We start from the raw sequence: 14,024 nt of genomic DNA on the forward strand, positions 1-14,024 counted from the left end.
ACGACTCATTCCGTGCTACTGGCTGAATTGCCTGACATACGAGGCTGTCCCTTACGCATCTCCCCTGGGGAAACTCCGAAATGCTTTTTGAAAACACGATAGAAGTAGGACACATCTTCATAACCCGCCATCTCGGCAACATGCTTGAACGGAATCTGTTCATCCATCACCCATTCTTTCGCTCTCGTCATACGTAATTGGACAACATAGTCGGTCACATTCACCTCATACTCTTTCTTGAATACCTTGCTGAGATATTCCTTACTAACAAAAAAGATCTGGGCGAGATGCTCCAGCGTAATCATCTCCATACAGTGTTGCTCAATGTATTGCTTCACCTCATTCAGGTTCAGCTTGTTCTTGAATTTACGCTGCGCAATCAGCTGCTCCAAAGCTTGATAGTACGGACTCGAAATCCATGCGATCGTGGATTCAATGGAAGCCAGCGCAGCCGCAGGAGGTAGCGCCGTTGCTTCGGGCCGCTCGTACAAGCCATTGGAGACGCACAGTTCGTCCAGCAAAGCCTGTAATTCATGAGCCACCCTTCCAAGCTGCCGAGGTCTGTTAATCTCGCATCGTTCCAGCTTCTGCTGTAATTGCTGGAACCACTCCCGCAGACTCTGAACGTTTAGGTCATTAAACCGCAAGCGAGCCTGCTGCTGAAACAGGGAGAACTCACCTGCGAAAGAAGATGGGTACGATTCCCACGATTCAGGTGCTGATTCAACCTTTTCCAACTCCTTTGCACATTTAGCAAGTACACCATTCAGTTCATCCGGATTCACCGGTTTGAGCAGATAATCAGCAGCCCGATGGCGGATCGCATGTTTTGCATAATTGAAGTCATCATATCCGCTCACCACGATCACCTTGATCTGTGGGTATTGTCCGCTAAGCATCTGCAACAGCTCCACACCGTCTGTGCCGGGCATGCGCATGTCCGTAATGATAATGTGAGGCTGATGCTGCTTGACCAGTTGAATGGCCTGCTCGCCATCCTCTGCCTCACCTGCAACGGTCATGCCAAGTTCATTCCAATCTCCTAGGTTGCGCAAAATATCCCGGTTCCACGGTTCATCGTCCACCAACAGCACTCTGTACAGTTCCTTGTTCACAAGGCTTCGCCTCCTGTATTGCAGGGGATTCGTACCGTAACGCTTGTCCCCTGTCCGTATTCACTTTCTATGCTCATCCCATATTCAGGTCCAAAATGCATTACCATTCGTGAGGCCGCATTGACCAGTCCAATACTTGTACCTGAACTCCACACCCGATCTGCCTGCCGGGTAAGCCGCTCCAGTCTGGACTGCATCTCCGTTAGTCTCTCAGCATCCATACCTATACCGTTATCACGAATTCGAATGGTTACATCTCTAGGTTTACAGACGACCTCAATGCCCAGTTTCCACTCGCCCTGTTTTTTCTCCAGACCATGCAAAAATGCATTCTCCACAATGGGTTGCAAAGACAACTTGGGGATATAACACGCCCGAAGTTCTCCCGTAATCTCCAGTGTATATTCAAGCCTGCCGGCAAAACGTTGCTTTTGAATCAGCATATAATGCTCCAACTGATCGAGTTCAGACTGCAGGGGCACCAGTCCATCCGGCGCTCGCACAATATAACGAAACATCTCGCTTAAGGCTCGAATGACCTTGTAACTGTCTGCCGGTTTTTGCGAGTAGACCATGCCGCCAATCATCTGCAGTGTATTTTGTAGGAAATGCGGATGGATCTGGGATTGCAGTGCTTTGAGCTCGGCCGTCTGCTTCTCCAGATTCATTAGATAGTTGTCGCGAATATGTTCCCGGATACGACTAGCCATGCCGTGCAGATTTTTCTCCAGCAGACCAATCTCATCTACCCGGCCACTTCGCACCACTTCCCTGTCCTTGATCAGTTGAATACCCTTCATGGAATTCGCCAGTCTGACAATGGGTTTCGATGTACGCCAGGCTACGAGCGCAGCTAGTCCTACAGAAATGACGGTTGCCAGGCCACCCACAACCAATCCGTATTTCATCGTTTCCAAGGCACTTTCGTTAACGACATGGGCAGGTACAATCTTGATCACACGCAGTCCTGACGGCTCGATGGAGTGAAAGAATACATATTCTTTGGCTGTACGGATAAACCCCGAACTTTCTTTTGTGCCTGCCAATTTCTCCAGTGCTTCCGCTGAAGGCTGAATCTCTTGGTTTGGCTGATAGACCGGACTGCCCGTGCTGTCAGCAATGTATACCGCATAGTCACCCCGGCTATCCAGCAGCTCCAGGGTCTGGTTGAACTCAGCCCACTTGACCTCCAGACTGATGGCCCCGATCTGTGCCTGATCCTCGAAGCGGTTCATGCTGCGGGTCATGTGAAACTTTTGCGGATCGTCCGGATCATTGATAATCGTAAAATCTTTATGTTGTGCAAAAAGCTGATGATATCCTTCCGGTATTTCCGATACCGCCTTGATGCGAGAATCCATCGAGTTGAAGGTGAACAAGGTGTCCAATTCTTTCAGGTACAGTTCAACGCCAAATACATAATTGCCAGCAGAATAGTATACACTGTTCAGCATATTGAACATGGCCTTCTGTTCATCGAATCGGCTGGCCGCCGGCGCTTCCTCGTTCAACGCCAGATATTGATGCAATTCGTCACTGATCTGAATCGAATAGATAATGTTGTTCATGCGCGCGAACTGTTCACCCAGATAGATGGAGGCCCAGTTCATATTGGCTCGGTTGGTCTCCATAATCTCCTCTTCCATGGAAGAGCGGGTATTCTCAGCAGCCATAGCGGTCATGGCAATGACGGGCAGAACGGCCAGCAGCGTCATGGTAAGAATCAATTTATTGCGAATGCTGCGTTTGAAAGGATCTATCAGCTTCCGATAACATTCGGTAAACACAGCGCATCCACTCCTGAGCTAAAATAGACAAACGCCCCAGCATGGAAGCTGAGGGCGCTTTGGTCTTTATATTCGTTTGGAAATGTTAAAATATCACGTTATACAATAGAATGAATGGTTACACGAGATCACTACGTGGTCAGAACAACCCTCTGATCGCTGTTATCACCGGATTTTTTTGATTCCCTTTTCTAAGGGGAAAATCCGTTGATAAAGGCGAGGTATATGCTTCCGATGCAGCTTTCTTTCAGAAAGCTTTTAGCTCCGCTTCCTCAGGTTTCTTCTGCCCTCTCCGTTAACGTGTACATGTTGAATTCAACTTATATACCTATATTTATTATTTACTATTATTGTTCGATAATCCGTATGCCCCATGGCTCCAGTTCGATCTTCTCTCCTGCAGCAATCGGGGTTCCTGCCAGAAGTTCAGTCCCTTCTCCATAAGCATTCACGAAGGATGTTGCCTCATCTGCATAATTGAAATAATAGCGAATCGTGTTCCCTTGATCGTTCACACCTGTCTTCACAATGATAGGAAAAGCCAGCTCCTGATCCGCTCCCCATACGCCCGCTTCCTTCATGACACGTTCCAACACCTTACGGATCACCGCAGAACTGGTATAACATCCGACATAGGTTGCTTTGCCTTTTCCATAGGCATTCTGGGTAATTGCCGCATATTCACCCCAATGTGGATGATCATACCAAGCGAGTACTTCAGCCGTTGTCGGCGTAATCAGTTCCATCCAGGTGTGAACCTGGTTTTGCTCCTCACCAACCTCGAATGGATCATCCCGCAAGGACACATGTTTTGGCTCTACAAAAAGGTTATAGCTGATCCCGCATGCTTCACTAATAAGGCCGGGCTGGCGAGAAGAGCGTACCTTGATATGCTCATTTGTAAATCCACTTTTGAAAGAGTAGACGATATGTCCGCCATCCTCTACGAATTGATTCAATTTTTCCAGCAATGCATCCGAAGCAGCATACAGAGCAGGTACAACGAGCACATCATATTCCGCATAACTCTCAACCGATGGATCGATCAGGTCACAGCCAATGTTCATCTTGTACAATTCATCGTACATCCAGCGCACCACGTCATTGTAGTTCTTGTCACTGGTGAAGTTAAAACCAAACCACTTGATGGATGTCAGTGCCTCATTGCTAAACAGCACGGCCACCCGATTCTTTTTCTTCAGATTCACGAGCTGCGGACTAAGCCGGGCGAAATCCCTGCCAATGGTCTTCGCTTCGTTATACACCGGATTCGGTTCAAAGTCATGACTGAGCAATCCTTTCCAGTACGTCTCAAACGAATTGTGCAACGAGTGCCAGTGCCAGTAAGCGACCATGTTCGCTCCTGATGCCAGATGACTGAATGCCTGCAAACGCAGCTGTCCCGGATAGGGAACCCAATGCCAGAACGCCTGCGCTTCGGTCTCCAGTACCAGATAATTCGATTGTTTGGTCGAACGCGCCACATCCCCGCCGAATGAAATCTCAATGCCGGTCAGATCATCCTGGGAAGGATGGTAGATGTCCACACTGGTGATGTCAAAAGGTTTCGATGCGGCAAAATGGTCCACATCCCCTTGAATGCCGTAGGAATATCCACGCCAATCGAAGTCAAAATTCTGGGTAACAAACTGTCCTTCCTGTTTGTATTCATTCACGATCCCCACTTGCCAAGCCAAAAAGTTGGTTACCAGCTGCCGCTGGAACTTGGCAAATTCAGCGCCAAGACTACCGTTGATCGTTCCTACAACAGACGGGAAGTCTTCCCAGCTATTGATTCGATTGCTCCAGTAGTCGAGGCCAAATTCCTTGTTGAGTTCATCCAGAGAACTGAACTTGTTCCGCATGTATTTGACGAATTGCAGTTGTACATTATCTCCGGCCGTATTGTAATGCTTCGTCTCGTTATCTGTCTGATAACCGATGACCGCTGGATGTGTGCTTACCCGAGAGATCAGCTTGCGGATGATCCGTTCAGCATAGAATAGATAGGTTGGATGTGTAATATCCATGATTTGTCTTGCGCCGTATTTGCCAGGTCCCTGTGAGGTTGTAGCCAGCACGTCCGGATGTTCCTTGACCATCCATGTAGGAATAGCATAAGTTGGTGTGCCAACGATGACCTGAATCCCCGCCTCATGCATGGCATTGAGCACACGATCCACGGAAGAGAAGTCAAATACACCATTCTGCGGTTCATGGGTACTCCAGGTTGATTCTGCAATACGGACCACGTTAATCCCTGCATCCTTCATCATCTGAATGTCTTTGTCCAATCTTTCGTAAGGCATATATTCATCATAGTAAGCTACGCCATATAATAATTTGTCCATGATTTAATCTCCTTTTTAGGTGGAAAATATAATGATCTTGACGTGTGCAAGAGTTGACATATTCCAATCCGTAATGGTAGCGTTTACATTAATGTCGGTTGAAGAACTTGGATTGTTCAGCAACCACTTCAAACGCTGATGTATTCCATGGATTATCCATGCTTGCGTTAAACTGATTATAATGAAGTATACTACGGGTGCCGATTGTATAAGGCAAGTTGTTTTTACCCTTTTCCGAGGTGAATATGATGGATATCCGATCACAGCTCCGAGAAATGCCACACCATACGCTGGCCCACTGGCTGCCTATTATCGACTGTAATATCAAATTCTATGGTGCTCACAGCCAACAAGTACCCTTTGGATGGGCGATGCCGGAGGAATCACATCCGGGCTTTGAGATTATGTTGATCATCGAAGGTACGCAGGAGAGTGTGATTCATGGTTATACCTATACCGTGGAGGAAGGTTCCATTCTTCTCATTCCTCCCGGGTTCAAACATACGAATCAATGTGTATCCACGGAAGGCATGACTTATTTTAGCGCTCACTTTAATGTGGATGATCCGGTCTTCACCCTGAAGCTGATGTCACAGCACAGCCGAATCTACGCAGCAGGTACGGCAGATAATAGGAAGATGCGCGTTGTGCTGGAGAGTTGGATGGGGATGATTAACGTATCTGAAGCCTACACGTCCACTGACAAAATGATCATGCAGGCACGCATGTTTGAACTGTTCGCCCTGTTGTCCCAAGCCGCTGACAATGAACCGGAGGCCACCACTTCCGTTGCTGCTTCACATGCACCAGCTCCAACAGCCATGCATTATGCGGGAGCTATAGCGGAGGCAATCAAGCAGGCATTCCATGCCCAGCTTCGAACCAAGGAAAGCAGTGTATCCACGGTCAAAGTAGAGCAGATTATATCCTCGTTTGGCATCAGCCCGGGATATGGTCTACAGGTCTTTCGCAAGGTGTATGGACGATCGCCCAGGGCTTACCTGTCCAGCTTGAAGTTGCAGGAGGCCAAAGTGCTGATCGAACAGCCAGAGCTGTCGCTCGGGGAAATTGCGTGGAAGCTCGGCTACACCCATCTGTCCCATTTCAGCAGACAATTCAAACGTTGGACAGGCCAAAGTCCGCTTCAATATCGCAATCATCATGCAGATGCATCAGGTGATCCTGTATCCTACAGATCGGAATCGAGTCCAGAATCTTGATTACGGATACGTTCGTACTCTTCCGGCGTGTTCATATTACTCATTTGCATCGCTACTTGATGGACACCAGCTCTCTCAAGCTCTTCCACTTCGACATAACAGCACCCGATCTCTTCAAGCCATAGCATGACTCGAAGATGACCCTGCATCAGGCGCTGCTCCAGATCAGGGAGAACTCGTTTGTGGTAAGCCCCTGCAAGAGGGTGGACTTGTCCATCCACGCGTGGAACGATAGCAGAATAAGAGTCATGCGATTCGACCAGTTTTTTTATTCCATCAAAGAAAGACGTGTGCAGGAGCGGCATATCGCAGGCGCATACCAGATTCCAGTCTGTATCGGAAGCTTCCAGCGCCGCGTGAAGACCGGCGAGTGGCCCCTTCCCCGGATAGTGATCCTGAACGCAGTCGTAGCCCATTGTACTGTAGGTTGTCACATTGGGTCCGGCAGCCACGATGATACGGGATACAGCGGGTCTCATGGCATTTGTGACATGTTGCAGTACAACGGAACCATTCAGTTCCAGCATGGCCTTGTTGGTCCCCATGCGACTGGATAATCCTCCTGCCAATATGATGCCTGTCCATTCACGCGTGTTCATGTTGTTATCCTCCCTCCTGGAAACGATATGTGTTTGACTACATCAATTTCAAAACGTTCGCTATGCATTGAATCCCCTTTCAACAAATGATACATTGAACAATATGCATTTGAAAGGAATGGCTTAATTGGACAGACCTGCACCTTCAAGAGGCAATCCCTCATTGGTTTCTCTGAAACTATATAACTTTTTCATATATGGAGCCATCTCCATCTTCGCCGGATTCCTGCAGCTTTACCTGCAAGAGATTGGTATGACCAAACTGGAGATTGGCAGTCTGATGGCGATTGGACCCTTTGTATCCTTGTTTGCCAACCCGTTCTGGGGTTTCTGGAGCGATAAATCTCGCAACATTCGCATCATTCTGATGATTATGATGGGAGGCACATTTGTGCTCGCCCAGGGTGTATTCTATGCGCCCACTTATACATGGATCTACGTAGCCATGATTTTCTTTTATTTTTTTCAAAGTCCATTATTTGCTCAAACCAACAGTCTGATTCTCGGATATATCGATGGTACAACCCAAAAATTCGGGTCATTCCGGCTCTGGGGTTCACTCGGTTGGGCACTGACTGCCGTCGCAGCCGGACCGCTCATTGACCGTTTTGGCATCGGCAGTGTATCCATTATATTTGCGTGCATGATTGCCACCGCCTTTGTATTATCCGTATTTCTACCCAGACAGCCGATCGCTTCGGATACACCGGTGGTTACTTTTCGGCGGTTTGGCAAAGTCATGTTCAATCCGTATTTCATGGCATTTATCGGCCTGGGTGTACTCGTGTCGGTGCCTAATGCGATGAACAGCACATTTATGTCGCTATACATAGTAGAGATGGGTGGCGATAAACAGATGGTCGGCTGGGCCATCTTCACCTCATCCATTCTCGAAGTCGGCGTATTCCTGCTGCTCGACCGCTTGCTCAAACGCAAAATGAGCATGCTCTTGGCATCTCTCATTCTGATCAGTGTGCTGTTTGCACTTCGCTGGCAGCTCATGGCACTGGCTAACAACCCACTGGAGATTGTATTCATTCAGTTAATGCACTCCATTACGTTTGGTGGGTACTTCTATGTAGGCACACAGCTGACCATGCTGTTCATTCCAAGACCTTACCGTTCCTCCGGTCAAGCGGTCTACACGATGGCCTGGGGAGGTCTCTCCGGCGTGATTGCCGGTCTGTTCGGCGGCTGGTTGTTCCAGAGCTTCGGTGCAGAAATCATGTATAGCATTGGCGTATTCTTCTCGCTCATCGGCGCTGTTGGATTTAGCATCATGTGGTTATCGAATCGACGTAACGGCTATCAGCCGGTTGTGTTGACGGAGATGGGCAATATGGATGAGGACAGATAATCTTTTGTTAGAAAAAGTTGAAAAAGATTTCCACTGGAGCACTACGAGGACAGAAGAATCTTTCGATCGCTGTTATCCCCGGATTTTTTTGATTCCCTTTTCAAAGGGTAAAATCCGGGGATAAAGCGGAGCTGTAGTTCGTTCTATCATAATATGAACACGATGCTAGTTTCTCTATAGATTTTAACTAATCATTAAACTGAACAAACACATGCATATACTTATCTAATCCTGGAAAACCGGTTGTACCTTTGATATCCAAGAAATTCAGTTTCTCTTTCCAGTCCACTCTTTCTTGATCGGAGTCATCAGTCGAGAGTTCAAAAATATATGCTAAGACAAATGCATCCATACTCGAGATCCCCTGTTTCAATTGTACCCACTCTTGAGGGAGCACAACTTGATTGTTACCCGCTGTGATTTCTTTGCCAGAGAAATTAAGAATCAGTTCTTGTCCTTCATTTTTAATCGTGGTGATTTTTTTCTTTCCATCCCATTTAAACGTTGCTCCAGATCGTTTAAAAACATCTTTCACTGGGATATAAATGGATTTATAAGTTGTTTTTGTTGCCTTTCCATCCTTTATGACACTTAGTTCAACTTTTTTTAGTGATGAATTGTACACATTCGCCGCACGTTCCTTAAAAGGTAGATCCATTAGGGATTGGTCCAAAGCAGCAGAGGCAACAGAGCCTACACAGACAGCTAAAGTTAACATCAACAATAAAGAGACAAATCGCTTCATCTTGATTCCTCCTTGAAATTATTGTTCACATTAACTTAAACGCCGAAAGTTGGAAAAATGTTTATTTAAGTATCCCGTTGTATTAATAATTATTTTTTGTGTATCCACGCAGAACCAGGACTTGTATTAGTACAACCTTCTTTATCAATTGCAGGCGCACAAGAAAAAGGCGTCTCCATTGGCTTATTGCCCTGGAGACGCCTTTTTCGTTCATAGATTTAAGTTTACTGCTAACCTATCGTCCTACCTATGTTCACATTACGCCTTCGGCAGTTGGAACGAGCTTTTCAGGGATACGACCCGGTTAAATACCGGACGTCCTGGTTCGGAATGTTTCGGATCTACACTAAAGTAACCGTGACGGAAGAATTGGAATTTATCCTGAGCATTCGCTTCTTTCATCTCTTGTTCCACATACCCATTAACAATCTCAAGGGAGTTCGGGTTCAATTGATCCAAGAACGTTTTCTCCGGTTGCTCTTCCACAACCTCAGCTTCAGCCCCAGCTACTGCCACTTCCACCTCTGCTTCCGGTGCTTCATCCAGGATCAACGGCTCGTACAGACGGAATTCAGCAGGTACCGCTTGAGTCGCTTCTACCCAGTGGATTGTTCCTTTGACTTTACGGCCAGTGAATCCACTGCCGCTCTTCGTCTCCACATCATAGGTACAATGAATCTCGGTTACATTACCTTCTGCATCTTTGATCACATCGTTACATTTGATGAAGTATGCATGTTTCAGACGAACTTCGTTGCCAGGGAACAAACGGAAATATTTGTTCGGCGGATTCTCCATGAAATCGTCTTGTTCAATATAAATCTCACGGGAGAACGGAATTTGGCGATTACCCATCTCCGGGTTCTCCACATTGTTCTCTGCTTCAAGCCATTCCACTTGCCCTTCAGGGTAGTTGGTAATAACCACTTTGAGCGGATGCAGCACAGCCATCGTACGTGGAGCTTTCAGTTTCAAGTCTTCACGTACAAAGTGCTCCAGCGTTTGCAGGTCGATAACTCCATAGTTTTTGGAAATGCCTGTCTCATATACAAAATCACGAATAGCTTCCGGTGTATAACCCCGGCGGCGCAGACCCGAAATTGTCGGCATACGTGGATCATCCCATCCATCCACATGACCTTCGTCCACAAGCAGTTTCAGCTTCCGCTTGCTTGTTACCATCTGGGACAGATTCAGCCGACCAAATTCGTATTGACGTGGTTGGTTCTCCATCTCACACTCGGCAATAACCCAATCGTAGAATGGACGTTGATCCTCAAACTCCAGGGAACAGAGAGAGTGCGTCACACCTTCAATCGCATCTTCAAGCGGGTGAGCAAAGGCGTACATTGGATAGATACACCATTTGTCGCCCGTGTTATGATGATGTGCATGAGAAATCCGGTAAATAACCGGATCGCGCAGATTGATATTTGGTGCAGACATATCGATCTTGGCACGCAGCACTTTCTCTCCGTTCTTGAATTCACCTGCACGCATACGTGTGAACAGGTCGAGATTCTCTTCCACCGAACGATCACGGTACGGGCTGTTCTTACCCGGCTCCGTCAGCGTTCCGCGCATTTCACGGATTTCGTCGGCGCTTTGGTCGTCGATGTAAGCTTTACCTTTTTTAATCAACAAGACAGCACGGTTGTACATCTCGTCAAAATAATCCGAGGCAAAACGTTTCTCATTCCACTCGTATCCGAGCCATTTCACGTCTTCCTGAATCGATTGAACGTACTCTACATCTTCCTTGACCGGATTCGTGTCATCAAAGCGCAGATTCGTTTTGCCGCCAAATTCGCCGCCCAGCGTAAAGTTAATCCAGATCGCCTTGGCATGGCCGATATGCAGATAACCGTTCGGTTCCGGAGGAAAACGGGTAATAACTTCCTGGACTTTCCCAGACCGGAGATCTTCGGTAATAATATTTTTGATAAAGTTAGGTGGGGTTGTACGATTGTCCACAGGTATCAAACCTTTCATGAATGGATTGGAGCCTTAGGGAATTGCAGCAATTCCGGCTATAATTCCTTAATAACGAAGTCATTTCCTGAAAAAATCTATTTTCTTGGAAAGTTTCGTACGCGTTTCATTTAAATATACCTTTAACGGGGGAGGAGTTCAATAAAGAACGGCACCAAAGTCAGGATAAGCCGTGCATAAATAGGCCCTAAACCATTTTGACGGGTTGGCTCGAATCATGTAGCATGATAGTAAAAACAAATTAAAGGGAGGGTTTCCCATTCCATCGAACTCGCTTAAACTGACCAAAGAACAGCAGGATGAAGCCATTCGCACCATACAGTCGTATTTCGAAGAGGAACGTGGCGAAGAACTCGGCGATCTGGCCGCTTGGGGTGTCCTCGATCTGTTCATGACACAGCTCGCTCCCTACATATATAATCAGGCACTCCGTGACGCACGCACAACGGTTAATCAACGCATGGCCTCAATGGAAGAAGACCTGTTTGCACTGGAGCAAAAGTTGCCCAAGACCTCACGTTAATCCACTACAAATACGTGTTCAAAAAATCTGGTTTTCATATTCGATGCTGATAATGCCGCTAGGCATAATTCGTAATCAAAAGTGGACTTTTTTGAACAACACTATACAAAGAAAGAAGGTTGCATTCATGTTTACCTATTCATTGGATGAATATACCGAACTCCGGCCACTGGCCATGGAACATACCAAACCGCTGTTTGAACTGACGGATCGCTCGCGGGATCAACTGAGACATTGGTTGCCGTGGGTGGATCATGTGACAGAAGTGGAACACACCTCGAACTTTATTACCAACGCGTTAAAACAAGGTGCCGAGAATGGCGGATTCACCGCGGGAGTATGGTCAAAAGGGGATCTAGCCGGCGTCATCGGATTCCACGAGATTAACTGGACCAACCGCTCGGTAAGCATCGGATACTGGCTTGGCAAAGGTTTTGAGGGTCAGGGCTTGATGACAAGCGCTTGTCGCGTTCTGGTTGATTATGCTCTGGTGACCCTGGACCTGAATCGCGTCGAGATTCGCTCGGCAACGAATAACAAACGGAGTCGTGCTATCCCTGAAAGACTCGGATTTGTTCTCGAGGGTGTCATTCGTCAGGCAGAGAAACTGCCTAAAGGTTACGTGAACCATGCGGTGTACGGCATGCTTCAGCATGAATGGGAACTCTTGCGCTAATTCGCCTACATAATGAATCGGGAGTGATCTCTCCCAACATAATGGATCAACACGAATACCCTCGATCTCCACGAAATGTGGTGACAGAGGGTATTTTATTGTATTCAATGACTTTTATAGTGCTCGGACCATGCCACCATCCACGATCAATGAGGTTCCGGTAATGTACGTATTGGCCCCGGATAACAAGAACACCACCGCTTTGGCAAACTCCTCTGGTTGACCATAACGGCCCAGTGGAATCTCTTTACGGAATTGGTCAGATACCTCTTCCTCACTGATTCCATTCTGCTCAGCCCGTGCTGCATCCAGCTCACGTATACGGTCTGTTGCAATACGTCCTGGCGCCACCGTGTTGATCAAAATTCCGTATGGAGCAAGCTCTTGAGACAAGGTCTTCGCCAATCCAAACACGCCGGTACGGAACGTGTTGGACAGCACCAAACCCGGAATGGGTTGTTTCACTGAAGTTGAAGCGATATTGACAATGTGTCCTCCACTTTCTTTCATATAAGGAAGAGCACCGCGAATCAGCCTTACATAACTGAGTACATTTAATTCAAATGCACGTTCCCAATCCTCATCCGTCAGTGACTCAAATGAACCCGATGGCGGGCCACCCGAATTGTTCACCAGAATATCAATCTGTCCAAACAGCTCCGCTGTCTTGTGAATAAGAGCCTCAATATCTTCCTTGCGTGTCACATCGGTTGCACAATATTCCACACGTCCGCCACCACCAAGTGCCAGAAGCTCCTGCTTCACTGCTGCGAGCTTTTCTTCGCTCCGGCTGGCAAGCATGACGTCAGCACCTTCTGCTGCCAATTGAGCGGCTACCGCTTTGCCCAGTCCTCGACTGGAAGCCAGCACCAGTGCTTTTTTACCTTGAAGTCCCATGTCCATCGTTGTTCCTCCTCCTCAGCTACTTTCTATTTGTTCTGGATAAAATAACCCATAAGAATATCGTCCACATATTTGCCTCCGATATAAAACTCGGACACCAACCTGCCTTCCGTCACAAATCCACACTGTGTATAAAACGTGATGGCTCCCGGATTACTGGAAAGTACGCGCAGCCTGAGCTTGCGAACGCCTTGTTGGGCCGCATGCTGCTTAATGGCATCCATCAAAGCTGTAGCAATGCCACAACGCCGATCATGAGGATGAACTGCAATATGAATCTCGTAGACATGACGGTTGACCGGCATACCTGTGGCTGGCTGAAAGCCCACATAACCACATACCCGCTCTCCCTGCACCGCAATCAATTGACTGCCTGGCGGGCAATGTTGCAGATATTGTTGTCTGGAACGCCATTGCATCGGTGCAGGAGAGGTGTATTTGTCCCATACCAGGGCATCCAACTCCATTAGCTGGGCAGCATCTTTAATCTCGGATGGACGAATCGTAAATGTATGGCTGGTAAGCATAATGATTCAACCTTTCGTGCTATAGTCGACAACGCTGTGCGCTACAACGTCGGGAAAGTTAAGAGAGTTAAAAACGTTGAGAAACTTAGGAATACGTTGTTCGTTTGCTTCACTATTTAAGTTTTTTGTTCTATATATTGTAGCATAGCCTCAGCTTTGACTAAAATTCCACTCGGTATTGAACCTTTTCGCAAAATGAGATAAACACTTAACCTTGCCTTAACGTCAT

General features: G+C 47.2%; 12 protein-coding genes. 4 read left to right on the forward strand and 8 right to left on the reverse strand.

Annotated features, from left to right (window positions below; genetic code table 11):
- Positions 1–5 precede the first annotated feature (5 nt).
- The 3 genes from MHI55_RS28685 to MHI55_RS28695 form a co-directional block, all read right to left on the reverse strand.
- Positions 6–1,115 (reverse strand): response regulator, encoded by a 1,110-nt coding sequence (locus MHI55_RS28685; protein WP_340387837.1) that lies wholly within the window; start codon positions 1,113–1,115, stop codon positions 6–8.
- Entirely contained in the window at positions 1,112–2,902 is a 1,791-nt protein-coding gene (locus MHI55_RS28690) for a sensor histidine kinase (RefSeq protein WP_340387839.1), read from the reverse strand. Before MHI55_RS28690 ends, MHI55_RS28685 begins: the two co-directional genes overlap by 4 nt.
- A 347-nt stretch (positions 2,903–3,249) precedes the next feature.
- A complete protein-coding gene (locus MHI55_RS28695) occupies positions 3,250–5,253 on the reverse strand; it encodes a beta-galactosidase (protein ID WP_340387841.1) in 2,004 nt (667 codons plus the stop codon).
- Between the two features lie 275 nt (positions 5,254–5,528).
- On the opposite strand from MHI55_RS28695, the gene MHI55_RS28700 reads away from it, so the two are divergent.
- Positions 5,529–6,473: an AraC family transcriptional regulator gene (locus tag MHI55_RS28700; RefSeq protein WP_340387843.1), complete on the forward strand. Its 945-nt coding sequence runs from the start codon at positions 5,529–5,531 to the stop codon at positions 6,471–6,473.
- On the opposite strand, the gene MHI55_RS28705 is transcribed toward MHI55_RS28700, so the two are convergent.
- On the reverse strand, positions 6,443–7,072 hold the full coding sequence (locus MHI55_RS28705; RefSeq protein WP_340387845.1) for a molybdenum cofactor guanylyltransferase: 630 nt from the start codon (positions 7,070–7,072) through the stop codon (positions 6,443–6,445). The two genes, MHI55_RS28700 and MHI55_RS28705, sit on opposite strands and share 31 nt — an antisense overlap.
- 163 nt (positions 7,073–7,235) lie before the next feature.
- On the opposite strand from MHI55_RS28705, the gene MHI55_RS28710 reads away from it, so the two are divergent.
- Complete coding sequence (locus MHI55_RS28710) at positions 7,236–8,429, forward strand: MFS transporter (RefSeq protein ID WP_036667790.1); 1,194 nt, start codon at positions 7,236–7,238, stop codon at positions 8,427–8,429.
- A gap of 187 nt (positions 8,430–8,616) precedes the next feature.
- Here MHI55_RS28710 and MHI55_RS28715 read toward each other — a convergent pair whose 3' ends face one another.
- Both MHI55_RS28715 and MHI55_RS28720 read right to left on the reverse strand, forming a co-directional pair.
- A complete protein-coding gene (locus MHI55_RS28715) occupies positions 8,617–9,174 on the reverse strand; it encodes a stalk domain-containing protein (RefSeq protein ID WP_340387847.1) in 558 nt (185 codons plus the stop codon).
- A gap of 258 nt (positions 9,175–9,432) precedes the next feature.
- Positions 9,433–11,166: a glutamine--tRNA ligase/YqeY domain fusion protein gene (locus tag MHI55_RS28720; RefSeq protein WP_127548964.1), complete on the reverse strand. Its 1,734-nt coding sequence runs from the start codon at positions 11,164–11,166 to the stop codon at positions 9,433–9,435.
- Positions 11,167–11,446: 280 nt separating this feature from the next.
- On the opposite strand from MHI55_RS28720, the gene MHI55_RS28725 reads away from it, so the two are divergent.
- Together MHI55_RS28725 and MHI55_RS28730 are read left to right on the forward strand one after the other, a co-directional pair.
- The gene (locus MHI55_RS28725) at positions 11,447–11,689 is read left to right on the forward strand and encodes a DUF2164 domain-containing protein (protein WP_244988428.1); all 243 of its coding nucleotides are present in this window, start codon (positions 11,447–11,449) and stop codon (positions 11,687–11,689) included.
- Between the two features lie 127 nt (positions 11,690–11,816).
- Positions 11,817–12,365 carry a GNAT family protein gene (locus MHI55_RS28730; RefSeq protein ID WP_036612698.1) on the forward strand — a complete coding sequence of 183 codons (549 nt, stop codon included), beginning with the start codon at positions 11,817–11,819 and terminating at the stop codon, positions 12,363–12,365.
- Between the two features lie 114 nt (positions 12,366–12,479).
- On the opposite strand, the gene MHI55_RS28735 is transcribed toward MHI55_RS28730, so the two are convergent.
- Together MHI55_RS28735 and MHI55_RS28740 are read right to left on the reverse strand one after the other, a co-directional pair.
- Positions 12,480–13,268: an SDR family oxidoreductase gene (locus MHI55_RS28735; RefSeq protein ID WP_047840749.1), complete on the reverse strand. Its 789-nt coding sequence runs from the start codon at positions 13,266–13,268 to the stop codon at positions 12,480–12,482.
- 26 nt (positions 13,269–13,294) lie between these two features.
- Positions 13,295–13,795: a GNAT family N-acetyltransferase gene (locus MHI55_RS28740; protein ID WP_340387849.1), complete on the reverse strand. Its 501-nt coding sequence runs from the start codon at positions 13,793–13,795 to the stop codon at positions 13,295–13,297.
- Positions 13,796–14,024 lie beyond the last annotated feature (229 nt).

This window comes from Paenibacillus sp. FSL E2-0151, from assembly GCF_037993015.1.
GTDB classification, from domain to species: domain Bacteria; phylum Bacillota; class Bacilli; order Paenibacillales; family Paenibacillaceae; genus Paenibacillus; species Paenibacillus amylolyticus.

Bases quoted from the DNA above. Each gene is read 5' to 3' on its own strand.
- MHI55_RS28695 (WP_340387841.1), bottom strand. From the start codon at position 5,253: ATGGACAAATTATTATATGGCGTAGCTTACTATGATGAATATATGCCT.
- MHI55_RS28700 (WP_340387843.1), top strand. From the start codon at position 5,529: ATGCCACACCATACGCTGGCCCACTGGCTGCCTATTATCGACTGTAAT.
- MHI55_RS28705 (WP_340387845.1), bottom strand. From the start codon at position 7,072: ATGAACACGCGTGAATGGACAGGCATCATATTGGCAGGAGGATTATCC.
- MHI55_RS28715 (WP_340387847.1), bottom strand. From the start codon at position 9,174: ATGAAGCGATTTGTCTCTTTATTGTTGATGTTAACTTTAGCTGTCTGT.
- MHI55_RS28720 (WP_127548964.1), bottom strand. From the start codon at position 11,166: ATGAAAGGTTTGATACCTGTGGACAATCGTACAACCCCACCTAACTTT.
- MHI55_RS28730 (WP_036612698.1), top strand. From the start codon at position 11,817: ATGTTTACCTATTCATTGGATGAATATACCGAACTCCGGCCACTGGCC.
- MHI55_RS28735 (WP_047840749.1), bottom strand. From the start codon at position 13,268: ATGGACATGGGACTTCAAGGTAAAAAAGCACTGGTGCTGGCTTCCAGT.
- MHI55_RS28740 (WP_340387849.1), bottom strand. From the start codon at position 13,795: ATGCTTACCAGCCATACATTTACGATTCGTCCATCCGAGATTAAAGAT.